The 23,119-nt window shown below is 71.1% G+C and carries 22 protein-coding genes and 1 tRNA gene; 20 read left to right on the forward strand and 3 right to left on the reverse strand.

Annotated elements, in window-relative coordinates; all coding sequences use genetic code 11:
- Nucleotides 1–35: 35 nt before the first annotated feature.
- Together ACIQHQ_RS26080 and ACIQHQ_RS26085 are read left to right on the forward strand one after the other, a co-directional pair.
- Nucleotides 36–482 (forward strand): SRPBCC family protein, encoded by a 447-nt coding sequence (locus tag ACIQHQ_RS26080; RefSeq protein ID WP_402615703.1) that lies wholly within the window; start codon nucleotides 36–38, stop codon nucleotides 480–482.
- 39 nt (nucleotides 483–521) lie between these two features.
- Nucleotides 522–593 (forward strand) — tRNA-Val (locus ACIQHQ_RS26085).
- Between the two features lie 68 nt (nucleotides 594–661).
- Here ACIQHQ_RS26085 and ACIQHQ_RS26090 read toward each other — a convergent pair.
- Nucleotides 662–1,390 carry a 3'-5' exonuclease gene (locus ACIQHQ_RS26090; protein ID WP_402616057.1) on the reverse strand — a complete coding sequence of 243 codons (729 nt, stop codon included), beginning with the start codon at nucleotides 1,388–1,390 and terminating at the stop codon, nucleotides 662–664.
- A 169-nt stretch (nucleotides 1,391–1,559) separates the two neighbouring features.
- On the opposite strand from ACIQHQ_RS26090, the gene ACIQHQ_RS26095 reads away from it, so the two are divergent.
- The 4 genes from ACIQHQ_RS26095 to ACIQHQ_RS26110 all read left to right on the forward strand — a co-directional run bounded on the left by ACIQHQ_RS26095 (nucleotide 1,560) and on the right by ACIQHQ_RS26110 (nucleotide 6,045).
- Complete coding sequence (locus ACIQHQ_RS26095) at nucleotides 1,560–2,126, forward strand: DUF4365 domain-containing protein (RefSeq protein ID WP_402615706.1); 567 nt, start codon at nucleotides 1,560–1,562, stop codon at nucleotides 2,124–2,126.
- A 32-nt stretch (nucleotides 2,127–2,158) separates the two neighbouring features.
- Complete coding sequence (locus tag ACIQHQ_RS26100) at nucleotides 2,159–3,349, forward strand: hypothetical protein (protein ID WP_402615708.1); 1,191 nt, start codon at nucleotides 2,159–2,161, stop codon at nucleotides 3,347–3,349.
- A gap of 92 nt (nucleotides 3,350–3,441) precedes the next feature.
- Nucleotides 3,442–5,418, forward strand: a complete 1,977-nt coding sequence (gene thrS / locus ACIQHQ_RS26105) for a threonine--tRNA ligase (protein WP_402615711.1) — start codon at nucleotides 3,442–3,444, stop codon at nucleotides 5,416–5,418.
- 66 nt (nucleotides 5,419–5,484) lie between these two features.
- A complete protein-coding gene (locus ACIQHQ_RS26110; RefSeq protein ID WP_402615714.1) occupies nucleotides 5,485–6,045 on the forward strand; it encodes an HIT family protein in 561 nt (186 codons plus the stop codon).
- A gap of 77 nt (nucleotides 6,046–6,122) precedes the next feature.
- Here ACIQHQ_RS26110 and ACIQHQ_RS26115 read toward each other — a convergent pair whose 3' ends face one another.
- Together ACIQHQ_RS26115 and ACIQHQ_RS26120 are read right to left on the reverse strand one after the other, a co-directional pair.
- Complete coding sequence (locus ACIQHQ_RS26115; protein ID WP_402615717.1) at nucleotides 6,123–7,790, reverse strand: hypothetical protein; 1,668 nt, start codon at nucleotides 7,788–7,790, stop codon at nucleotides 6,123–6,125.
- Between the two features lie 171 nt (nucleotides 7,791–7,961).
- Nucleotides 7,962–10,160, reverse strand: a complete 2,199-nt coding sequence (locus tag ACIQHQ_RS26120; protein ID WP_402615720.1) for an elongation factor G-like protein EF-G2 — start codon at nucleotides 10,158–10,160, stop codon at nucleotides 7,962–7,964.
- Between the two features lie 216 nt (nucleotides 10,161–10,376).
- Between ACIQHQ_RS26120 and pgsA the strand changes: the two genes are divergently transcribed.
- The 14 genes from pgsA to ACIQHQ_RS26190 all read left to right on the forward strand — a co-directional run bounded on the left by pgsA (nucleotide 10,377) and on the right by ACIQHQ_RS26190 (nucleotide 23,082).
- Entirely contained in the window at nucleotides 10,377–11,177 is an 801-nt protein-coding gene (pgsA, locus tag ACIQHQ_RS26125; RefSeq protein WP_402615723.1) for a phosphatidylinositol phosphate synthase, read from the forward strand.
- Complete coding sequence (locus ACIQHQ_RS26130; RefSeq protein WP_402615726.1) at nucleotides 11,174–12,082, forward strand: phosphatidylinositol mannoside acyltransferase; 909 nt, start codon at nucleotides 11,174–11,176, stop codon at nucleotides 12,080–12,082. Before pgsA ends, ACIQHQ_RS26130 begins: the two co-directional genes overlap by 4 nt.
- On the forward strand, nucleotides 12,079–13,242 hold the full coding sequence (locus tag ACIQHQ_RS26135) for a glycosyltransferase family 4 protein (protein ID WP_402615729.1): 1,164 nt from the start codon (nucleotides 12,079–12,081) through the stop codon (nucleotides 13,240–13,242). Before ACIQHQ_RS26130 ends, ACIQHQ_RS26135 begins: the two co-directional genes overlap by 4 nt.
- A gap of 115 nt (nucleotides 13,243–13,357) precedes the next feature.
- Complete coding sequence (locus ACIQHQ_RS26140) at nucleotides 13,358–13,900, forward strand: hypothetical protein (RefSeq protein WP_402615731.1); 543 nt, start codon at nucleotides 13,358–13,360, stop codon at nucleotides 13,898–13,900.
- A 135-nt stretch (nucleotides 13,901–14,035) separates the two neighbouring features.
- Nucleotides 14,036–14,941, forward strand: coding sequence for a pyridoxal 5'-phosphate synthase lyase subunit PdxS (gene pdxS, locus ACIQHQ_RS26145; RefSeq protein ID WP_126390171.1), 906 nt, complete (start codon nucleotides 14,036–14,038; stop codon nucleotides 14,939–14,941).
- A 13-nt stretch (nucleotides 14,942–14,954) separates the two neighbouring features.
- Nucleotides 14,955–15,563 (forward strand): pyridoxal 5'-phosphate synthase glutaminase subunit PdxT, encoded by a 609-nt coding sequence (gene pdxT, locus ACIQHQ_RS26150; protein ID WP_402615734.1) that lies wholly within the window; start codon nucleotides 14,955–14,957, stop codon nucleotides 15,561–15,563.
- Between the two features lie 48 nt (nucleotides 15,564–15,611).
- Nucleotides 15,612–16,364, forward strand: coding sequence for a YebC/PmpR family DNA-binding transcriptional regulator (locus tag ACIQHQ_RS26155; RefSeq protein ID WP_190196877.1), 753 nt, complete (start codon nucleotides 15,612–15,614; stop codon nucleotides 16,362–16,364).
- 121 nt (nucleotides 16,365–16,485) lie between these two features.
- Nucleotides 16,486–17,016 carry a crossover junction endodeoxyribonuclease RuvC gene (gene ruvC, locus ACIQHQ_RS26160; protein WP_402615737.1) on the forward strand — a complete coding sequence of 177 codons (531 nt, stop codon included), beginning with the start codon at nucleotides 16,486–16,488 and terminating at the stop codon, nucleotides 17,014–17,016.
- A complete protein-coding gene (ruvA, locus tag ACIQHQ_RS26165; protein ID WP_402615740.1) occupies nucleotides 17,013–17,618 on the forward strand; it encodes a Holliday junction branch migration protein RuvA in 606 nt (201 codons plus the stop codon). Before ruvC ends, ruvA begins: the two co-directional genes overlap by 4 nt.
- Nucleotides 17,619–17,646: 28 nt before the next feature.
- On the forward strand, nucleotides 17,647–18,729 hold the full coding sequence (ruvB, locus tag ACIQHQ_RS26170; RefSeq protein WP_402615743.1) for a Holliday junction branch migration DNA helicase RuvB: 1,083 nt from the start codon (nucleotides 17,647–17,649) through the stop codon (nucleotides 18,727–18,729).
- Between the two features lie 185 nt (nucleotides 18,730–18,914).
- The gene (gene yajC / locus ACIQHQ_RS26175) at nucleotides 18,915–19,406 is read left to right on the forward strand and encodes a preprotein translocase subunit YajC (protein ID WP_402615745.1); all 492 of its coding nucleotides are present in this window, start codon (nucleotides 18,915–18,917) and stop codon (nucleotides 19,404–19,406) included.
- Nucleotides 19,407–19,659: 253 nt separating this feature from the next.
- Nucleotides 19,660–21,426, forward strand: a complete 1,767-nt coding sequence (gene secD, locus ACIQHQ_RS26180) for a protein translocase subunit SecD (protein ID WP_402615748.1) — start codon at nucleotides 19,660–19,662, stop codon at nucleotides 21,424–21,426.
- A 1-nt stretch (nucleotide 21,427) separates the two neighbouring features.
- A complete protein-coding gene (gene secF, locus ACIQHQ_RS26185; RefSeq protein ID WP_402615751.1) occupies nucleotides 21,428–22,546 on the forward strand; it encodes a protein translocase subunit SecF in 1,119 nt (372 codons plus the stop codon).
- Nucleotides 22,543–23,082, forward strand: a complete 540-nt coding sequence (locus tag ACIQHQ_RS26190; RefSeq protein WP_402615754.1) for an adenine phosphoribosyltransferase — start codon at nucleotides 22,543–22,545, stop codon at nucleotides 23,080–23,082. The genes secF and ACIQHQ_RS26190 overlap by 4 nt, the downstream gene beginning before the upstream one ends.
- The last annotated feature ends 37 nt before the right edge of the window (nucleotides 23,083–23,119 follow it).

The following is a 23,119-nucleotide window of genomic DNA, read 5'->3' on the forward strand; positions in this document are numbered from 1 at the left end:
AGTCGTTCCACGCCGTGAGTGGGCAGACTGCCGGCATGGACTGGAACCATTACCGCTTCCGCAGCCTCTGGTCTCTTCCCGCACCCCCGGCCACCGTGTTCGACGTGCTGGAACGCCCCGAGGACTACCCGCGCTGGTGGCGGCAGGTGCGGGAGGTGATCCGGCTCGACGACACCACCGGGGTGATCCGCGTCCGCTCCGTCCTGCCGTACGACATGACCTTCACGGCGCGAGAGGTGCGGCGCGACCCCGCGGCCGGGCTGCTGGAGACCGCCCTGACCGGAGACCTCGAGGGCTGGGCGCGCTGGACGGTCACGCCGCAGGGAACGGGCAGCCTCGCGCGGTACGACCAGGTCGTCAGCGTGCGCAAGGCGCTGCTGCGGCGGTTCGCCGTACCGGGGCGGCCCCTCTTCAGAGCCAACCACGCGCTGATGATGCGGTCCGGGCGGCGCGGACTCCGCAGGCACCTCCGAGCGGTTTGAAGGAAGCGTGCCCGGACCTGTATGGTTCAGTGCGTTCCCGGGCGATTAGCTCAGTGGGAGAGCGCTTCGTTCACACCGAAGAGGTCACTGGTTCGAACCCAGTATCGCCCACCGGAAACAGCCGGTCCGTCTCAGACGGACCGGTTTTTTCATGCCCTCGCGGGGTCCGTACCAGGTGCTCAGGCCGCCGCAGGCAGGTCCGGACGCAGCGGCCACGCCGGGTCGACCGCCTCGTCCACACCGCTGCGCGCGAACCACGCCTGCAGACCCCGTGCCTGGGCCGCGTGCCACACCGCCTGGAGGGTGTGCAGCTCACCCGGGCCGAGTCGCTCCAGCCGGGACGCGAACCGGCGGCCCACCGCCCGGGTGACCTCCAGCGCCGCCACGGCGTCCGCCGCCGCGTCGTGCGCGCCCTCCAGGGCGACGCCGTAGTGCGCGCACAGGTCGGTCAGGGTGCGGCGGCCCTTGCGGTAACGGTCCAGATGCTTGTCCAGGACCCGCGGGTCGAGCACGGACAGCGGCGCCGACTCGAACCAGCGGCTGAGCGCCGAGGCGCGGTGACGGCGCAACTCCCGGTCCAGCAGGGTCAGATCGAACGGCGCGTTCATCACCACGACCGGCCGCCCCGCGTGCGCCTGCTCGGCCAGCGCCTGCGCTATCTCGTACATCACCGGCGCCGGCCACCGGCCGTTGCGCTGCAGGTGTTCCTCCGTCAGCCCGTGCACCGCCGTCGCCTCGGCGGGCACCGGCACCCCCGGGTTCACCAGCCAGCGGCTCACCCGTGGCCGGATGCCCGGCGCATCCTGGACGACGACGGCGGCCGACACGATCCGGTCGGTCTCGACGTCCACGCCCGTCGTCTCCGTGTCGAAGGCGGCCAGCGGCCCCTCGTACCAGCACGTCGTCATAGCCACACAACCCCTCGTTCACCCTCGGCAGTTGACGTCCCGTCCGCTGCCCGATCCGGTGATACCCGGGCTGTTTGCGCCGTACGCCGGAAGGAGACAACAGGAGTACGGGTCGACGCAGTTCAGCGGCCCGCAGCGGGAAAGACTTGTTCTGGAAGGCTGTTTGGCCATGGCCATAGCGCAGCCCGAACGGGGCGGGCTGCTGCCCGAGCGCACGGCTCCCTCTCGCGGCACACTCGCCACCACCGCCTGCATGGAGACTCTGCAGGTCGGCTATCTGCACGCCGTCGCGGCAGCCGCCGGCTGCTCGCTGTCCCAGCCCTTCCCCGACAACGGCATCGACTGGCACGTCAGCCACAGCGCACCCGGGCACACGGTCGACGACGAGGTCACCATCAAGGTGCAGCTCAAGGCCACCTACCAGGTGCCGCCCAACCCCCCGGGCCGCACCTTCTCCTTCACGCTCGACAACGACCACCTGGCGAAGCTCGCCCGCACACCCGTGTCGGTGCACAAGATCCTCGTCGTGATGCTGGTGCCGCGCACCCAGGACGACTGGCTGCGCGCCGGCCACGACCGGCTCGACCTCAGGCACTGCTGCTACTGGACCAACCTCGCCGGACAGCCCATCACCGGCCGCCGCCGCACCACCGTGCGCATACCGACCGCGCGCATCTTCGACGACCGGGCCCTGTGCGAGATCATGACGCGGGTCGGGACGGGAGGGAAACCGTGACGCACCGCCCGACCGAGGAGCCACTGAGGCCCGTGCGGCCCCACCCCGTGGACACCCCCTGGAGCGGCTCTCCGCCCGAGCCCGCCGACGTCGACCCGGCCGTGCTCAGCGCTCTGCTGCGGCGGCACGGCTGGCAGCGACGCGGCGGCGCCCCGGGACGCTACGGCCGCTGGACGCCGCCCGGCCCCGGTGGCAGCGGCACCAGCCTCCTGGTTCCCGAGAGCCGGGCCTTCCCCGACAGCGACGACCTGCTCGGCGAGGCCCTGCTCGCGCTGTCTGGCAGCGGCACGCCGTCCGCCCGCGAGGTCCTCGTCTCCCTCGCCGTGCCCAGCGACGAGATCCGCTGGTGGCACGACGTCCCCGCCGGACCCGCCGGCAGCGCGTCCTGGACCGTCGAGGACCGGCTGCGCGGCGCCGCCCGCCGGATGCTGCTCGCCGCGGCCCTCGCCACCCGCGCCCGGGCCGGCTACCACGGCGCACGCCACCGCCGCTCCGCCGCCGCGGCCCTGCGGCACGTCCTCGTCGGCTCCGCCACCGACGGCCGGCTCACCGCCTTCGTGCCGGTCGCCGCCGGCCGCCCCCTCGCCGTCCGTCTCCACCAGGCCCTCTTCGCCGCCCGCGAGGCCATCGACTACCAGCGCGCCACCGGCGGTATGGACGCCTTCGACGCGGCGGTCGAGGCCGGGGTGAGCCACGAACTCACCGAGGCCCTCGTCGCCCTCGTCCGGGGTACCGAGGGCGCACGGATCGCCGTCGAGTGGGCCCCGGCGGCCGGGGCGCCCGAGGGCTGCGCGCCCTTGTCCGAACCCGTCGAGTTCTCACCCGGCGACCTGGCCGTGCTGCGCGAGGCGGGCGCCCGCTACCTGCGCGAGGAACCAGCCGTACCGGTGCGGATCACGGGAGCCGTGGTCCGGCTGCGCCGGTCCGGGCCGCGCGGCGACGGCACCGTACGGCTGCGGGTGCTCGCCGGGGCCGACGTGCCGAACGTCCGCATCACCCTCGACGAGGAGGCGTACCGGATCGCCGGGCACGCCCACCTCGTCGGGCTCCCCGTGCGGGTGCAGGGGCGCCTGGAGAGCCGGGGCGGTTTCCGCCGCCTCACCGGCGCCCACGGCGTCGTCCCCGTCCAGGTCGACGACGCGGAGCGGGACCGGCTGATGAAGGAGCTCCACGAGAACCTCGACTTCTTCGAGGAGGCCTGCGGAGGGGACTGCGGGGATTGATTTCGCGAAGGGTGGTCCCGGGTCGGTACGATCCTTACTCGTGCGCGCGCTCCGGTACGGCGCCCGCAGCCCCCTTCAGTCAGGAGAGACCGGTGTCAGACGTCCGTGTGATCATCCAGCGCGATTCCGAGCGGGAAGAACGCGTGGTGACGACGGGCACTACGGCCGCCGAGCTCTTCGCCGGCGAGCGCTCGATCATCGCCGCCCGCGTGGCCGGCGAGCTCAGGGACCTGTCGTACGCCCTGTCCGAGGGCGACGAGGTCGAGGGCGTCGAGATCTCCTCCGAGGACGGCCTGAACATCCTGCGCCACTCCACCGCGCACGTCATGGCGCAGGCCGTGCAGGAGCTCTTCCCCGAGGCCAAGCTCGGCATCGGCCCGCCCGTCAAGGACGGCTTCTACTACGACTTCGACGTCGCCAAGCCGTTCACGCCCGAGGATCTCAAGGCCATCGAGAAGAAGATGCAGGAGATCCAGAAGCGCGGGCAGAGGTTCTCCCGCCGCGTCGTCACCGACGAGGCCGCCCGCGAGGAGCTGGCCGACGAGCCCTACAAGCTGGAGCTGATCGGCCTCAAGGGCTCCGCCTCGTCCGACGACGGCGCGGACGTCGAGGTCGGCGCCGGTGAGCTGACGATCTACGACAACCTGGACGCCAAGACCGGCGACCTGTGCTGGAAGGACCTCTGCCGAGGCCCCCACCTGCCGTCGACCCGTGCCATCCCGGCGTTCAAGCTGATGCGCAACGCGGCTGCCTACTGGCGGGGTAGCGAGAAGAACCCCATGCTCCAGCGCATCTACGGCACCGCCTGGCCCACCAAGGACGAGCTGAAGGCGCACCTGGAGTTCCTCGCCGAGGCCGAGAAGCGCGACCACCGCAAGCTCGGCAGCGAGCTCGACCTGTTCTCCGTCCCGGAGCAGATCGGCTCCGGCCTCGCCGTCTTCCACCCCAAGGGCGGCATCATCCGCCGGGTCATGGAGGACTACTCGCGCCGCCGCCACGAGGAAGAGGGCTACGAGTTCGTCTACACCCCGCACGCCACCAAGGGGAAGCTCTTCGAGACCTCGGGCCACCTGGACTGGTACGCCGACGGCATGTACCCGCCCATGCAGCTCGACGAGGGCGTGGACTACTACCTCAAGCCCATGAACTGCCCGATGCACAACCTGATCTTCGACGCGCGCGGGCGTTCCTACCGTGAACTGCCGCTGCGCCTCTTCGAGTTCGGGACGGTGTACCGGTACGAGAAGTCGGGCGTCGTGCACGGCCTGACCCGGGCCCGCGGCTTCACCCAGGACGACGCGCACATCTACTGCACCCGTGAGCAGATGTCGGAGGAGCTCGACAAGACGCTCACCTTCGTCCTCGGCCTGCTGCGCGACTACGGCCTGACCGACTTCTACCTGGAGCTGTCCACCAAGGACCCGGAGAAGTTCGTCGGCTCCGACGAGGTCTGGGAAGAGGCGACCGAGACGCTGCGCCAGGTCGCCGAGAAGCAGGGCCTGCCCTTGGTGCCCGACCCGGGCGGCGCCGCCTTCTACGGCCCGAAGATCTCCGTCCAGACCAAGGACGCCATCGGCCGCACCTGGCAGATGTCGACCATCCAGCTCGACTTCAACCTGCCGGAGCGCTTCGACCTGGAGTACACGGGTCCCGACGGCTCCAAGCAGCGCCCCGTCATGATCCACCGCGCACTGTTCGGCTCGATCGAGCGCTTCTTCGCGGTGCTCCTGGAGCACTACGCGGGCGCCTTCCCGGCGTGGCTGGCCCCCGTCCAGGCGGTCGGCATCCCGATCGGCGACGCGCACGTCGACTATCTGGAGAAGTTCGCCGCAGCAGCCAGGAAGAAGGGCCTGCGCGTCGAGGTCGACTCCTCCTCCGACCGCATGCAGAAGAAGATCCGCAACGCCCAGAAGCAGAAGGTGCCCTTCATGGTCATCGCGGGCGACGAGGACATGTCCCACGAGTCCGTGTCCTTCCGCTACCGCGACGGCTCGCAGGAGAACGGCATCCCCTTCGACGAGGCCATCGCGAAGATCCAGAAGGTTGTCGAAGAGCGCGCTCAGGTCTGATCCCACGGCCTACGGGCCCCCGGGGAGATCCCGGGGGCCTTTGCCGTCCCCCCAGCTCGACGCCATATGCTGCACAGCATGACGAGTGAGCCGGAGCAGCAGCTGGGAGTGGGGACGCAGGACGCGTTCCAGCGTCTGTGGACGCCCCATCGGATGGCCTACATCCAGGGCGAGAACAAGCCGACCGGCCCGGGCGCCGGCGACGGCTGCCCCTTCTGCTCCATCCCGGCCAAGTCCGACGAGGACGGACTCGTCGTCCGCCGTGGCGAGCAGGTCTACGCGGTGCTCAACCTCTACCCGTACAACGGCGGGCACCTCATGACCGTGCCCTACCGGCACGTCGCCGACTACACGGACCTGACGGCGGGGGAGACCGCCGAGCTCGGCGAACTCACCAAGCAGGCCATGACGGCCCTGCGCACGGCCTCCGGGGCACACGGCTTCAACATCGGCATGAACCAGGGCTCGGTCGCCGGCGCGGGCATCGCCGCGCACCTGCACCAGCACATCGTGCCCCGCTGGGGCGGCGACACGAACTTCATGCCGGTGGTGGGTCACACCCGGGTGCTGCCGCAGCTCCTGGCCGACACGAGGAAGATGCTGGCCAAGGCCTGGCCGACCAGCTGATGTCCGGCCTCGCCGGCATCCGCGGGCGAGGCCGTCCAGGCCGACGGGGTCCCGGGGGCGGGCGCGGCCCCCGGGAGCTACGCGTCGTAGACGTCGGCCTTCTTCGGCGCAGCCTCCTGAACCGCCCCGCTGAGCGCCGCGGACCTCGACCCGAACTTCTCCACGTCCACCCCGTTCTCCCGCAGCACCTTCAGCGCCGCCGCATGCACCACACGCAGCACGGGCGTGGCCGCGCGCAGCGCGTCGTCGGCCATGAAGCGATGCCGCCACGGCTGGTCGGCCCACGCGTGCCGCAGACCGAACGGTTCCGGCAGCGTCAGACTGCCCCCGAGCCAGTTCAGCAGCGGCGGATACCAGGTCAGCGGGGCGCGCGCGGCGAGCCGGACCACCTCGTCGGCGTCGATCAGGGGCATCTTCACCGTGCGCGTCTCCCAGAAGCGGAAGGCCTTCTGGACCGTCTTCTCCTTGGCCGCCGGCTTCTCGTTGAACAGCGAGTTGACCGGCCCCAGCGCGTGCCCGGTGACCTCGATGCGCAGCGTGTCGTGCAGCACGGTCACCGTGATCAGCATCGTGATCACCAGGTGGCCGTCCCACAGGGTCCACTGCACGCCCAGGTAGTGCCGGTCACCGCTGCCGAACTGCTGCTTGTTGCAGATGTCCTGGACGGCGTGCGTCCGCACCGTGTAGGCGTCGACGTCCGTGCCGCTCGGCCGGGACACCTCCGTCGCCTTTTCGCCGATCGGCGTGACCACCCAGTGCGTGATGGACGGCTTGGGGAAGCCGCCGGTGTTGATGGACGTGCGCTCCAGCATGCCGAGGCCGCCCTGGATCGCCACGATGACGTCCCAACTGCGGAAGGGGTGGAACTCCTTGCCCGGCTCGGCGGAGACCAGCTCCTCGGCCAGCTGCCAGCTGCCCCACCGCGTGCCCATGCCGAGTATGCCCTTGGGGCCCGCGTAGAAGACCGAGTTGGACCGCTGCTCGGCGGCGAGGCGGGCCAGTTCCTTGCGGACCTGCTCGGCCGCGTCACCGGGGTTGCCGGGGACGGCCTCGGGGATCTTGGCGCCCACGCCACCGCCGGACAGCAGGCTCGACCAGCGATCCCGAAGGTCACGCGCGGTCCGCTCGCAGATCTGCTTGGCCCAGAACCAGCCGACGACCGGCATGATCACCGCCGCGCGTCCGTACAGGGCCCAGAAGCCCGTGAACGGCATGCGGATCAGGAACAGCACGGCCAGCGCGCCCACGGCGAGCAGCAGCGTGGTGGCGAGGGCGCCGGCCCGCTTGTCCTCGCGCTTGGTCATCGTGGAACGCAGCGTGAAGACCAGCAGCCACACGAGGAAGCCCGGCAGGAAGAGCACTCCGCAGATCACCGTGATCGCCGAGAGCCAGTTGTCGCGGTCGCGGCGGATGCGGTGGGCCGCCAGACAGTGCTCCACGACGACCTGGGGCTCGATGCCGAAGGACTGGATGACCGGCTTGCGCCCGGCGCCCAGCATGCGGTCGATCACCGCGCGGGAGAAGGCCTCGCCGAACCTGGGGCGGAAGATCTTCGCCCAGGAGCGCGGTGGGGTCACCTTGGACTGGTGCCACTCGTTGTCGGCGTTCAGGATCTTGGTGACCTCGTCGTCCCGGTACGCCGCCGCGGCCAGCGCGTAGGTCGCCGCCGTCTGGCCGCTCGCACCCGCCAGAGGCACCTGGGCCCCCGGGCTGAAGTCGAATCCGTCCGTCACTGCCGCCCCCATCGCTGCCGCATCCGCATCTGCGGCCTTCCCGACTTCCGCGCTCCGCACACCTGTTGATCAGGTCATCAGCGTATCCGTCCACGCCGTCACGCGGGGGCGGACGGCACGTCAAGCCGCCCGCCCCCGCGCAGGGAAGCCCCCACAAGGGCACTTCGTGGCGCCCGGCGCCAACTACGAGGCCTTGCGCTCCTCTTCACGCACCCGGTCCGCGACCTGCTGCGGCATCGGTTCGTGCCGCGCGTACCGGCGGCTGAACTGCGCGGTGCCGTGCGCCATCGACCTGAGGTCGATCGCGTACCGGCCGATCTCGATCTCGGGTACCTCAGCCCGAATCAGGGTGCGTCCGCCGGGTGTCTGCTCGGTACCGAGCACCCGGCCGCGCCGCCCCGACAGATCGCTCATCACGGCGCCCACGAAGTCGTCGCCGACCAGCACCGACACCTCGGCCACCGGCTCCAGCAGATGGATCTTCGCGTCGGCGGCGGCCTCCCGCAGGGCGAGCGCCCCGGCCGTCTGGAACGCGGCGTCGGAAGAGTCCACCGAGTGCGCCTTGCCGTCCAGGAGGGTCACCCGTACGTCGATGAGCGGGTACCCGGCCGCGACTCCCCTGGCCGCCTGGGCCCGTACGCCCTTCTCCACCGACGGGATGAACTGCCGGGGCACCGCGCCGCCCACGACCTTGTCGACGAACTCGATGCCGGAGCCGCCGGGCAGCGGCTCGACCTCGATCTCGCAGATGGCGAACTGCCCGTGCCCGCCGGACTGTTTGACATGCCTGCCCCGGCCGGCCGACTTGGTCGCGAACGTCTCGCGCAGCGACACCCGGTGGGGGACGACGTCGACCTGGACGCCGTACCGGCTGCGCAGCCGCTCCAGGGCGACGTCGGCGTGCGCCTCGCCCAGGCACCACAGGACCACCTGGTGGGTGTCCTGGTTCTGCTCGAGCCGCATCGTCGGGTCCTCGGCCACCAGCCGGGCCAGACCCTGGGACAGCTTGTCCTCGTCCGGTTTGCTGTGTGCCTGGATGGCCAGCGGCAGCAGCGGGTCGGGCATCTGCCACGGCTCCATCAGCAGCGGGTCGTCCTTGGCGGACAGAGTGTCGCCGGTCTCGGCGCGGCTGAGCTTGGCCACGCACGCCAGATCACCGGCGATGACGTGCGACACCGGGCGCTGCTGCTTGCCGAACGGCGTCGACAGGGCGCCGATCCGCTCGTCGACGTCATGGTCCTCGTGGCCCCGGTCGGCCAGCCCGTGCCCGGAGACGTGCACCGTCTGGTCGGCGCGCAGGGTGCCGGAGAAGACGCGGATCAGCGACAGCCGGCCCACGTACGGGTCGGAGGACGTCTTCACGACCTCCGCGACCAGTGGCGCGTCCGGATCGCACGGCTTCAGCTCGCGCGGCTCGCCGTCGATCGTCGTGACCCGTACCGTCTCGTGCTCCAGCGGCGTCGGGAAGCCCCGCGTGATCAGCTCCAGCAGCTCCACCGTGCCCAGCCCCTGCCGGGCGCCCTCGCCCGCGGGGGCGGCGGCCAGCACGGGGAAGAAGACCCCGCGTGCGACGGCCCGCTCCAGGTCCTCGACGAGCGTCTTGACGTCGATCGGCTCCCCGCCGAGGTAGCGGTCCATGAGGGTCTCGTCCTCGCTCTCGGCGATGATTCCCTCGATGAGCCGGTTGCGGGCCTCCTCGATCAGCGGCAGCTGGTCCTCGCCCGGCTCGGACTCCTTGCGCTCGCCGGCCGAGTAGTCGAACAGCTTCTGCGACAGCAGCCCGGTCAGACCGGTCACGGGTGCGTGCCCGTCGGGTGTCTGGGGGCCGTGCAGCGGCAGGTAGAGCGGCAGCACCGCGTCCGGGTCGTCCGCGCCGAAGGCCTCCGCGCAGTTCCGTGTCATCTCCTCGAAGTCGGAACGCGCCGACTCCAGGTGCGTGACGACGATGGCCCGGGGCATGCCCACCGCCGCGCACTCCTCCCACACCATGCGGGTCGAGCCGTCCACGCCGTCCGAGGCCGAGACGACGAAGAGGGCCGCGTCCGCCGCGCGCAGACCGGCCCTGAGCTCCCCGACGAAGTCGGCGTATCCGGGAGTGTCGAGAAGATTGACCTTGATGCCGTCCCACTCGACCGGCACCAGGGACAGCTGTACCGAGCGTTGTTGCCGGTGCTCGATGTCGTCGTAGTCGGAGACGGTGCCGCCGTCCTCCACGCGGCCCGCCCGGTTCACCGCCCCCGCCGTGAGAGCGAGGGCCTCCACCAATGTGGTCTTGCCCGATCCGGAGTGGCCGACCAGCACCACATTCCGTACGGACTGAGGGTGGTCGGCCGCTCGTGCCCTGCCGGCGGCCCCAGGGTGTGTCTGTGCCTTGTCGCCCATGATCCTGCCTCCCGTGCACGGTGAGGTCACTGTGGGCGCGGACATGCCGCCCGCATACGGTGGCGGCTCCGGCGGCGCCCGCGGTTCTTCGAGCTTTCCACTCCGGTCACGGTGCGTCCATACGAACGACGCGATCCCGCCTCCCACCAGCGACGCGCCGGTTCCACGGAAGGGGTCCCGGTGCCCGCCCCTCGCCCACGCGCGCGCGTGGCTACGATGGGCCAGCCGGTGGCCAGCAGGGGCCATGCGGCGACACCGACCCTCGGGAAGGCCATGCTGAACAAGTACGCGCGTGCATTCTTCACGCGTGTCCTCACACCGTTCGCCGCGTTTCTGATCCGCCGGGGCGTCAGCCCCGACACCGTCACGCTCATCGGCACCGCCGGTGTGGTCGCGGGCGCGCTGGTCTTCTACCCCAGGGGCGAGTTCTTCTGGGGCACGGTCGTGATCACGCTCTTCGTGTTCTCCGACCTCGTCGACGGCAACATGGCCCGCCAGCTCGGCCGCTCCAGTCGCTGGGGCGCCTTCCTGGACTCCACGCTCGACCGGGTCGCCGACGGAGCGATCTTCGGCGGCTTCATCCTCTGGTACGCCGGCGGGGGCGACGACCTCGTCCTGTGCGCCGTCTCGATCTTCTGCCTGGCCAGCGGCCAGGTGGTGTCCTACACCAAGGCCCGGGGCGAGTCGATCGGCCTGCCGGTCGCGGTCAACGGGCTCGTCGAGCGGGCCGAGCGGCTGGTGATCTCACTGGTCGCCGCCGGGCTGGCGGGCCTGCACGCCTTCGGTGTGCCGGGCATCCAGTACCTGCTGCCCGTCGCCCTGTGGATCGTGGCCGTGGGCAGTCTCGTCACACTGATCCAGCGGGTCGTCACCGTCCGCCGGGAGTCCGCGGAGGCCGAGGCCGCGGCGGCGGCGCAGGACGGTCACGACACCCAGGACACCCAGGGCACCCAGGGCACCCAGAAAAATGGGGACGCGCAGCAGAACGCCTCTCACGGGAGCGAGGCGGCCACGTGAGCACTCAGGACCGGCTGACGGACGCGCTGTACGGCCTCGGCTGGAGCACGGTCAGGAAGCTCCCCGAGCCGGTCGCCGTACGGCTCGGCCGGACCATCGCCGACCTGGCCTGGAAACAGCGCGGCAAGGGCGTACAGCGCCTGGAGAGCAACTACGCGCGCGTGGTGCCCGGCGCGAGCCCCGAGCGCCTCGCCGAGCTGTCCCGCGCGGGCATGCGCTCCTACCTGCGCTACTGGATGGAGTCGTTCCGGCTCCCCGCCTGGAGCCCCGAGCGCATCAAGGCGGGCGTCGACGTCAAGGACCTGCACTACCTGCACGAGGGCATGGCGGCGGGCAAGGGCGTCATCCTCGCCCTGCCCCACCTGGCCAACTGGGACCTCGCCGGCGCCTGGGCCACCACCAAGCTGGGCATCCCCTTCACGACGGTCGCCGAGCGCCTGAAGCCGGAGACGCTGTACGACCGGTTCGTCGCCTACCGCGAGGGCCTCGGCATGGAGGTCCTGCCGCACAGCGGCGGCACCGCCTTCGGCACCCTGGCCCGGCGGCTGCGCGACGGCGGCCTGGTCTGCCTGGTCGCCGACCGCGACCTGTCGGCCTCCGGCGTCGAGGTGGACTTCTTCGGCGACACCGCCCGGATGCCGGCCGGACCCGCCCTGCTCGCCCAGCAGACCGGCGCCCTGCTGCTGCCCGTCACCCTCTGGTACGACGACTCGCCGGTGATGCGGGGCCGCGTCCACCCGCCCGTCGAGGTTCCCGGGTCCGGCACGCGCGCCGAGAAGACGTCCGTCATGACACAGGCGCTGGCCGACGCCTTCGCCGCCGGGATCGCCGACCATCCCGAGGACTGGCACATGCTGCAGCGCCTGTGGCTCGCGGACCTCGATCCAGCGAAGGGATCCACGTGAGGATCGGCATCGTCTGCCCGTACTCCTGGGACGTGCCGGGAGGCGTCCAGTTCCACATCCGCGACCTCGCCGAGTACTTCCTCCGCCTCGGCCACGAGGTGTCCGTCCTCGCCCCGGCCGACGACGACACCCCGCTGCCGCCGTACGTGGTCTCGGCCGGGCGCGCGGTGCCGGTGCCGTACAACGGCTCGGTGGCCCGGCTGAACTTCGGTTTCCTGAGCGCCGCCCGGGTACGCCGCTGGCTGCACGACGGCGCCTTCGACGTGATCCACATCCACGAGCCGACCTCGCCGTCGCTGGGCCTGCTGACCTGCTGGGCCGCCCAGGGGCCGATCGTGGCCACGTTCCACACCTCCAACCCGCGCTCCCGCGCGATGATCGCCGCGTACTCGATCCTGCAGGCCGCGCTGGAGAAGATCAGCGCCCGGATCGCCGTGAGCGAGTACGCCCGCCGCACCCTGGTCGAGCACCTCGGCGGGGACGCCGTCGTGATCCCGAACGGCGTCGACGTCGACTTCTTCGCCACGGCAGAGCCCAAGGCCGAGTGGCAGGGCGACACCATCGGCTTCATAGGGCGCATCGACGAGCCCCGCAAGGGACTCCCCGTGCTCATGAAGGCCCTGCCGAAGATCCTCGCCGCGCGTCCCGGGGCCCGGCTGCTGGTGGCCGGACGCGGCGACGAGAAGGAGGCCGTGGAGTCCCTGCCCGCCGGGCTGCGCTCCCGCGTCGAGTTCCTCGGCATGGTCAGCGACGAGGACAAGGCCCGCTTCCTGCGCAGTGTCGACCTGTACGTCGCGCCCAACACCGGCGGCGAGAGCTTCGGCATCATCCTCGTCGAGGCCATGTCCGCCGGAGCCCCCGTCCTCGCCTCCGACCTGGACGCCTTCGCCCAGGTCCTGGACCGGGGAGCGGCCGGCGAACTGTTTCCCAACGAGGACGCGGACGCCCTGGCCGACGCGGCCGTGCGCCTCCTGGAGGACCCGGAGCGACGAGCGGAGCTGCGCGAGCGGGGCAGTGCCCATGTGCGGCGCTTCGACTGGTCGACCGTCGGCGCGGACATCCTGTCCGTGTACGAGACGGTGACGGCCGGTGCGGCGGCGGTCGCCGAGGACGAGCGCACGACCGGGCTGTGGGGGCGGCTGGGGTTCGCCCGGGACTGACACCTGGGACGGCGGGTCCGCTTCGGCCCCGCACACCGTCCACCCCCCCACAACCGGCATGGCGGGCGGGGCGGGGTGAACCGGCGGCCGTGTCGTGCCGCTAGCCTTGCCGCCCGTGACCACCACTCTCATCTGGATCGCCGTCGCCCTGGTCGCGATCGGGCTCTACCTGAGCTGGACCGCGGGCCGGCTCGACCGTCTCCACGCCCGGATCGACGCCGCCCGGGCCGCCCTGGACGCGCAGCTGCTGCGCCGGGCCTCGGTGGCACAGGAACTGGCGACCTCGGGGGTCCTGGATCCGGCCGCCTCGATCGTGCTCTACGAGGCCGCGCACGCCGCCCGGCAGGCCGAGGAGGAGCAGCGGGAGGTGGCCGAGAGCGACCTGAGCCAGGCGCTGCGGGCCGTCTTCGGGGAGGCTCCGCAGGTGGAGGCGGTACGGGAGGCGCCCGGGGGAGAGGAAGCGACCCGGGAACTCACCGAGGCGATCCGCAGGGTGCCGATGGCCCGGCGCTTCCACAACGACGCCGTGCGCGCGGCCCGCGCCCTGCGCCGCCACCGCAAGGTGCGCTGGTTCCGCCTGGCCGGTCACGCGCCCTTTCCCCTGGCCTTCGAAATGGACGACGAGCCTCCGGTGGCCCTGGTGGACCGGGCCACCTGACCCCTTCGCACGGGTGTCTTCCGGCCGTCCGTCGCAAAAGAGTCCACGGACTTCCCATTGGCCCTTGCTGTGGCCTGGTTCTCTCGCGTTTCCTCAGTGCTGCAGAAATCCTCTTTCCCCTCAGCGAGGTCACCCGTGTCCATCTCCGAAAACCAGGCTCCCGAGACCGGCACCGCCCGAGTGAAGCGCGGCATGGCCGAGCAGCTCAAGGGCGGCGTGATCATGGACGTCGTCACGCCGGAGCAGGCGAAGATCGCCGAGGACGCGGGCGCCGTGGCCGTCATGGCCCTGGAGCGGGTCCCGGCCGATATCCGCAAGGACGGCGGCGTGGCCCGCATGTCCGACCCGGACATGATCGAGGGCATCATCGACGCCGTCTCGATCCCGGTCATGGCCAAGTCCCGCATCGGCCACTTCGTCGAGGCCCAGGTCCTGCAGTCCCTCGGCGTCGACTACATCGACGAGTCCGAGGTCCTCACCCCGGCCGACGAGGTCAACCACTCCGACAAGTGGGCCTTCACCACGCCGTTCGTCTGTGGCGCGACCAATCTGGGCGAGGCCCTGCGCCGCATCGCCGAGGGCGCCGCGATGATCCGCTCCAAGGGCGAGGCCGGTACCGGCAACGTCGTCGAGGCCGTCCGCCACCTGCGCCAGATCAAGAACGAGATCGCCCGTCTGCGCGGCTACGACAACAACGAGCTGTACGCCGCCGCCAAGGAGCTGCGCGCCCCCTACGAGCTCGTCAAGGAAGTCTCCGAGCTCGGCAAGCTCCCCGTGGTGCTGTTCTCCGCCGGCGGTGTCGCGACCCCGGCCGACGCCGCCCTGATGCGCCAGCTCGGCGCCGAGGGCGTCTTCGTCGGCTCCGGCATCTTCAAGTCCGGCGACCCGGCCAAGCGCGCCGCCGCCATCGTGAAGGCCACCACCTTCTACGACGACCCGAAGATCATCGCGGACGCCTCCCGCAACCTGGGTGAGGCCATGGTGGGCATCAACTGCGACACCCTCCCCGAGGCCGAGCGCTACGCCAACCGCGGCTGGTAAGGCACATAAATCCATGAGCGACACCCCCGTCATAGGCGTCCTGGCCCTCCAGGGCGATGTCCGGGAGCACCTCGTGGCCCTGGCCGCGGCCGACGCCGTGGCCAGGCCGGTGCGGCGCCCCGGGGAACTCGCCGAGGTGGACGGTCTCGTCATCCCCGGCGGCGAATCGACCACCATCTCCAAGCTGGCCGTCCTGTTCGGCCTGATGGAGCCCCTCCGCGCGCGCGTGCGGGACGGCATGCCCGTCTACGGCACCTGCGCGGGCATGATCATGCTCGCCGACAAGATCCTCGACCCGCGCTCGGGTCAGGAGACCATCGGCGGCATCGACATGATCGTGCGCCGCAACGCCTTCGGCCGGCAGAACGAGTCCTTCGAGGCGGCAGTACAGGTCAAGGGCGTCGAGGGCGATCCGGTGGAGGGCGTCTTCATCCGCGCCCCCTGGGTGGAGTCCGTCGGTGCCCGGGCCGAGGTGCTCGCCGAGCACGGCGGTCACATCGTCGCGGTCCGCCAGGGCACCGCGCTGGCCACGTCGTTCCACCCGGAACTGACCGGCGACCACCGCGTCCACGCCCTGTTCGTCGACATGGTGCGGGCGAACCGGACAGCCGAGTCCTTGTAGGATTCCTGCGTTCGTTGCTGAGATGGGTTACGCGAAGGAGACAGGCAGATGTCCGGCCACTCTAAATGGGCCACGACGAAGCACAAGAAGGCCGTCATCGATGCCAAGCGCGGCAAGCTCTTCGCGAAGCTGATCAAGAACATCGAGGTCGCGGCGCGGATGGGCGGCGCCGACCCCGAGGGCAATCCGACGCTCTACGACGCCATCCAGAAGGCGAAGAAGTCGTCGGTCCCCAACAAGAACATCGACTCGGCGGTCAAGCGTGGCGCGGGCCTGGAGGCCGGCGGCGCCGACTACGAGACGATCATGTACGAGGGTTACGGCCCGAACGGTGTCGCGGTGCTGATCGAGTGCCTCACCGACAACCGCAACCGCGCCGCCTCCGAGGTCCGCGTCGCCATGACCCGCAACGGCGGCTCCATGGCCGACCCGGGCTCGGTGTCGTACCTGTTCAACCGCAAGGGCGTCGTGATCGTCCCCAAGGGCGAGCTGACCGAGGACGACGTGCTGACCGCCGTGCTCGACGCGGGCGCCGAGGAGGTCAACGACCTCGGAGAGAGCTTCGAGGTCCTGAGCGAGGCCACCGACCTGGTCGCGGTGCGCACCGCCCTCCAGGACGCCGGCATCGACTACGACTCCGCCGACGCCAACTTCGTCCCGACCATGCAGGTCGAGCTGGACGAGGAAGGCGCCAAGAAGATCTTCAAGCTGATCGACGCGCTGGAGGACAGCGACGACGTGCAGAACGTCTTCGCGAACTTCGACGTCAGCGACGAGGTCATGGAGAAGGTCGACGCCTGACGCCGCCGTGAGCCGCACGGGCTCAACGGGCTCAACGGGCCGACGGGACACACCCGTCGGCCCGTCGCGTTGTCAGCGGTACCCGATAGCCTGCACGAACAGGCGATTGAAGGAGGGGCGGGTGCGCGTACTCGGGGTGGACCCCGGACTGACGCGGTGCGGTGTCGGCGTCGTCGAGGGGGTCGCGGGCCGGCCGCTGACGATGCTCGGCGTCGGCGTCGTGCGCACGCCCGCGGACGCCGACCTCGGCCACCGCCTCGTCGCCGTCGAGCAGGGCATCGAGCAGTGGCTCGACGAGCACCGGCCGGAATACGTCGCCGTGGAGCGCGTCTTCAGCCAGCACAACGTCCGCACGGTGATGGGCACGGCCCAGGCCAGCGCGGTCGCCATGCTCTGTGCCGCCCGCCGGGGAATCCCGGTCGCGCTGCACACCCCGAGCGAGGTCAAGGCAGCCGTCACCGGCAGCGGCCGGGCCGACAAGGCACAGGTGGGCGCGATGGTCACCCGCCTGCTGCGGCTCGGCGCACCGCCCAAGCCCGCCGACGCGGCCGACGCCCTCGCGCTCGCCATCTGCCACATCTGGCGCGCCCCCGCACAGAACCGACTCCAGCAGGCCGTAGCCCTGCACACCCCGAAAGGCCGGACGGCATGATCGCCTTCGTCAGCGGCACGGTCGCCGCGCTCGCCCCCGATGCCGCGGTCGTCGAGGTCGGCGGCGTCGGCATGGCCGTCCAGTGCACGCCCGACACGCTGTCCACGCTCCGCATGGGCCGGCCCGCCAAACTGCACACCTCCCTCGTCGTGCGCGAGGACTCCCTGACCCTCTACGGGTTCGCGGACGACGACGAGCGACAGGTCTTCGAGCTGCTCCAGACGGCCAGCGGTGTCGGCCCCCGGCTGGCCCAGGCCATGCTCGCCGTGCACAGCCCGGACGCGCTGCGCCGGGCCGTCGCATCCGCCGACGAGAAGGCCCTCACCGCCGTCCCCGGGATCGGCAAGAAGGGCGCGCAGAAGCTCCTCCTGGAGTTGAAGGACCGGCTCGGCGCGCCCGTCGGCGCCCCCGCCGTGGGCGCGGCGGTCAGCACCGGCTGGCGCGACCAGCTGCACGCGGCGCTGATCGGCCTCGGGTACGCCACCCGGGAGGCCGACGAGGCGGTGTCCGCCGTGGCCCCGCAGGCCGAGGCCGCCGAGGGCACGCCCCAGGTGGGCCAGCTGCTGAAGGCGGCCTTGCAGACCCTGAACCGCGCCCGATAGTCCGTACCGAGATTCCGAGGCACACTCCATGAACTGGGACGACACGACCGACGCCGATGCCGCGGGGCCCACCGCGGAGCGGCTGGTGGACTCCGTCGCCGACCGCGAGGACCAAGCCGTCGAGGCCGCCCTGCGCCCCAAGGACCTGGACGAGTTCATCGGCCAGGAGAAGGTCCGCGAACAGCTCGACCTCGTCCTGCGCGCCGCACGCGCGCGGGGGGCGACCGCCGACCACGTGCTGCTCTCGGGCGCCCCCGGCCTCGGCAAGACCACCCTGTCGATGATCATCGCGGCCGAGATGGGCGCCCCCATCCGCATCACCTCGGGCCCCGCCATCCAGCACGCCGGCGACCTCGCCGCGATCCTCTCCTCGCTCCAGGAGGGCGAGGTCCTCTTCCTCGACGAGATCCACCGCATGTCCCGGCCCGCCGAGGAGATGCTGTACATGGCGATGGAGGACTTCCGCGTCGACGTCATCGTCGGCAAGGGCCCCGGCGCCACGGCCATCCCCCTGGAGCTGCCACCGTTCACCCTGGTCGGCGCCACCACCCGCGCTGGCCTGCTGCCGCCCCCGCTGCGCGACCGCTTCGGCTTCACCGCCCACATGGAGTTCTACGAACCGGCCGAGCTGGAGCGGGTCATCCACCGCTCGGCGAACCTCCTGGAGGTCGAGGTCGAGCCGCAGGGTGCCGCCGAGATCGCCGGCCGCTCCCGCGGCACGCCCCGTATCGCCAACCGCCTGCTGCGCCGCGTCCGGGACTATGCGCAGGTCAAGGCCGACGGGCTGATCACCCGGGACATCGCGGCGGCCGCGCTCGCGGTGTACGAGGTGGACGAGCGCGGCCTCGACCGCCTCGACCGGGGCGTGCTGGAAGCCCTGCTCAAGCTGTTCGGCGGTGGTCCGGTCGGTCTGTCCACGCTCGCTGTCGCGGTGGGGGAGGAACGTGAGACCGTGGAAGAGGTCGCCGAGCCCTTCCTCGTACGCGAGGGCCTGCTGGCCCGCACCCCGCGCGGCCGGGTCGCCACCCCCGCCGCATGGGCGCATCTCGGCCTCACCCCACCACGCTCCCAGACTGCCGGAAACGGACAACAGGACCTGTTCGGGGCGTGACGGCGCCGTTACGGCTCCTCGGCGGCGAGGTCAGTGGCCGGAGCAGGAACCCCGGTGCCATGCTGAGCGTTGTTCCCTGCGCGCGGACTCGCTTAGACTCCGCCGATGCCGCCTTTGCCGGCGGTGTACACACCCCCAACCAGCTGGCCGCTCACAGCGCGGTCGTGTGAAGGAAGTACCGACCCGTGAGTCTCCTGACCCTCCTCCCGTTCATCGTGCTCATCGGGGCCATGTTCCTGATGACCCGGTCGGCCAAGAAGAAGCAGCAGCAGGCCGCCGAGATGCGGAACCAGATGCAGCCCGGCAGCGGTATTCGCACCATCGGGGGCATGTACGCCACGGTGAAGGAGGTCAATGAGGACACCGTCCTCGTCGACGCCGGACCCGGCGTCGAGCTCCTCTTCGCCAAGAACGCCATCGGCGCCGTCCTCACCGACGACGAGTACAACCGCATCGTCCACGGCGTCGAGCACGACCTGAAGTCCGACGCCGACATCGTCCCGGACGACGCCTCCTCCCTGACCGGGACCGGCGACTCCGCCGCCGACGCACCCGCTGACGACAAGGCTGTCGACCTCGGCAAGAAGGACGCGGCCGAGGAGCCGGCCGACGACGCGGCCGAGGCGAAGACGGACGCAGAGCCGAAGAAGACCGACGGCGACACCGAGGCGAAGTAGTCGTGGGCCCGGGGGGGGGGGGGGGGCGCCCCCCCCCCCCCGCCCCCCCCCCCCCCCCCCGCCCCCCCCCCCCCGCGGCCGGGGCCCCCCCCCCCCCGCCGCCCCCCCGGGGGGGGGGGGGGGGGCGGGGGGGGGGGGCCCCCCCCCCCCCCCCCCCCGGGCACACGCCCAGCTCGCACGGAATCCCGACACCATGTCATGGCCGCCCGTCCGCCGATCCGGAGCGAGGTGGCCCGAGAGGGAGTACGAGAAGGTGGCCACACCTAAAAAGGGCAGGAACGCGAGCGCCCAGAGCAAGCCGGGGCGCTCGCTGGCCCTGATCCTGATCGCCATCGCGGCGCTCACCGGGGGGATGTTCGCCTCGGGGCACACGAAGCCCCGTCTCGGCATCGACCTTGCCGGCGGTACGAGCATCACGCTCCGCGCGGTCCCCGAGGCCGGCAACGAGGCGGCGATCAACAAGACCAACATGGACACGGCCGTCTCCATCATGGAGCGCCGTGTCAATGGTCTGGGCGTCTCCGAGTCCGAGGTCCAGACGCAGGGCCGGGAAAACATCATCGTCAACATTCCCAAGGGCACCAACTCGGAGCAGGCCCGCAAGCAGGTCGGCACCACCGCCAAGCTCTACTTCCGCCCGGTTCTCGCCACCGAGATCTCCGGCGGCAAGGCCCCGGCCAGTCCCTCCCCGAGCCCCACCGGCAGCCCCACGGACAAGCCGTCCGGCGAGGCCACCGACAAGCCCGAGGCCACCGACAAGGGGTCCGCGTCCCCGTCCGCCTCCGCCACCACGCAGGGCCGTGCGGTCACGGACGGGCTGAAGGCCGACGCCACGCCGTCCGCGAGCGCCTCGGACAAGGCCAAGGCCAGCCCCTCCCCGTCGACGAGCGGCGGCACCGCCGAAGGCGACGCGAGCGCGCTGCAGGCCAAGTACGCCAAGCTCGACTGCACCGACGAGAAGACCCGCTCCACCGTGGGCGACGGCATCAAGGCCTCCGCCCCGACGCTGGCGTGCGGCAAGAACTCGCAGGGCCAGTGGCAGAAGTACATCCTCGGCCCCGCTGAGGTCGACGGCACGGACGTCGACAAGGCCCAGGCCGTCCTGAACACGCAGACCGGCGCGGGCTGGGTGGTCACGATGGACTTCACGGACTCCGGCGCCAAGAAGTTCGCGAACATCACCGGCAAGCTGGCCCAGAACCAGTCCCCGCAGAACCAGTTCGCCATCGTCCTGGACGGCGAGGTCGTCTCCGACCCGTACGTCAAGCAGGCCCTGACCGGTGGCAACGCCGAGATCTCCGGCAACTTCACCCAGCAGTCCGCCCAGGACCTGTCCAACATGCTGTCGTACGGCGCGCTGCCGCTGACCTTCAAGGTGGACAGCATGACGACCGTGACCGCCGCGCTGGGCGGTGACCAGCTGAAGGCCGGCCTGATCGCCGGTGCCATCGGTCTCGCGCTGGTCGTCATCTACCTGCTGGCCTACTACCGCGGCCTGTCGTTCATCGCGATCCTCTCGCTGCTGGTCTCGGCCGCCCTCACCTACACGCTCATGGCTCTCCTCGGCCCGGCCATCGGCTTCGCGCTGAACCTGCCGGCCGTGTGCGGCGCCATCGTCGCGATCGGCATCACCGCGGACTCGTTCATCGTGTACTTCGAACGCGTCCGCGACGAGATCCGCGAGGGCCGCACCCTGCGCCCCGCCGTGGAGAGGGCCTGGCCGCGCGCCCGGCGCACCATCCTGGTCTCCGACTTCGTGTCGTTCCTCGCCGCCGCGGTGCTCTTCATCGTCACCGTCGGCAAGGTCCAGGGCTTCGCGTTCACGCTCGGCCTGACCACCCTGCTCGACGTGGTCGTGGTGTTCCTCTTCACCAAGCCGCTGCTGACCCTGATGGCCCGCCGCCCGTTCTTCGCGAACGGCCACAAGTGGTCCGGCCTCGACCCGAAGAGCCTGGGTGCCCAACCGCCGCTGCGCCGCACCCGCCGTCCCTCCGCCCCTATCGAGACGAAGGAGGCGTGAGATGTCGAAACTCGGCACCCTCGGCGCCCGGCTGCACCGCGGTGAGATCGGCTACGACTTCGTCAAGAACCGCAAGATCTGGTACGGCCTCTCCATCCTGATCACCATCACGGCCATCGTCGGCCTGGCGGTCCGAGGCCTGAACATGGGCATCGAGTTCCAGGGTGGCGCCGTCTTCAACACCCCGAAGAGCACCAGCGCTTCGGTGTCCCAGGCGGAGGAGTACGCGGAAGAGGCCTCCGGCCACGACGCGATCGTCCAGAAGCTCGGCGACGGCAGCCTGCGCATCCAGGTCGCCGGCATCGACACCGGTACGGCGAACCAGATCAAGAACACCCTCGCCGACGACCTCAAGATGGACTCGGAGCAGATCAACGCCGAACTGGTCGGCCCCAGCTGGGGTGAGCAGATCGCGAACAAGGCATGGCAGGGCCTCGGGATCTTCCTGGTCCTGGTGGTGATCTACCTGGCGATCGCCTTCGAGTGGCGCATGGCCCTGGCCGCGTTCGTCGCACTGATCCACGACATCACCATCACGGTCGGCATCTACGCCCTCGTCGGCTTCGAGGTCACCCCGGGCACGGTGATCGGTCTGCTGACCATCCTCGGCTACTCGCTCTACGACACGGTCGTGGTCTTCGACAGCCTCAAGGAACAGACGAGGGACCTCACCAAGCAGACCCGCTGGACCTACAGCGACGTCGCCAACCGGTCGATCAACAGCACCCTGGTCCGTTCCATCAACACCACCGTGGTCGCGCTGCTGCCGGTGGCGGGCCTGCTGTTCATCGGTGGCGGTGTCCTCGGCGCCGGCATGCTGAACGACATCTCGCTGTCGCTGTTCGTCGGCCTCGCCGCCGGTGCCTACTCCTCGATCTTCATCGCCACGCCGCTCGTCGCCGACCTCAAGGAGCGCGAGCCGGCGATGAAGGCCCTGAAGAAGCGCGTCCTGGCCAAGCGGGCCCAGTCCGCCGCCAAGGGCGAGGCGCCCGACGCGCAGGGCGACGAGGAGAGTTACGCCGACGAGCCCGAGGACGCCGCACCCGCGGTCGTAGGGCCCCGCAACCAGCCCGCCACCCGCAACCGCGGCCGTGGCCGTCCCTCGGGGAAGCGTCGATGACCGACATCAGAGAGCTGCTGCTCAGCCGCATCCGCGACGTGGCCGATTACCCGGAGCCGGGCGTGATGTTCAAGGACATCACCCCGCTCCTGGCAGACCCGTCGGCGTTCACCGCGCTGACCGACGCCCTCGCCGAGATCGCCGAGCGCACCGGCGCCACCAAGGTCGTCGGCCTGGAAGCACGGGGCTTCATCCTCGGCGCCCCGGTCGCCGTCCGCGCAGGCCTCGGCTTCATCCCCGTACGCAAGGCGGGCAAGCTCCCCGGAGCCACCCTCGCCCAGGCCTACGACCTGGAGTACGGCTCGGCGGAGATCGAGGTGCACGCCGAGGACCTCACCGCCGGCGATCGCGTCCTGATCGTCGACGACGTCCTCGCCACCGGCGGCACCGCCGAGGCCTCGGTCCAGCTCATCCACCGGGCCGGCGCCGAGGTGGCCGGTGTCGCCGTCCTCATGGAGCTCGGCTTCCTGAGCGGCCGCGCCCGCCTGGAGCCGGCGCTCAACGGCGCCCCGCTGGAGGCGCTGCTCACGGTCTAGCGACCGAATGCCACACCGCGCGGGCGGGCCCGGAGGA

The sequence above is a fragment of the Streptomyces sp. NPDC092370 genome, from assembly GCF_044755265.1.
In the GTDB taxonomy this organism is placed as follows: domain Bacteria; phylum Actinomycetota; class Actinomycetes; order Streptomycetales; family Streptomycetaceae; genus Streptomyces.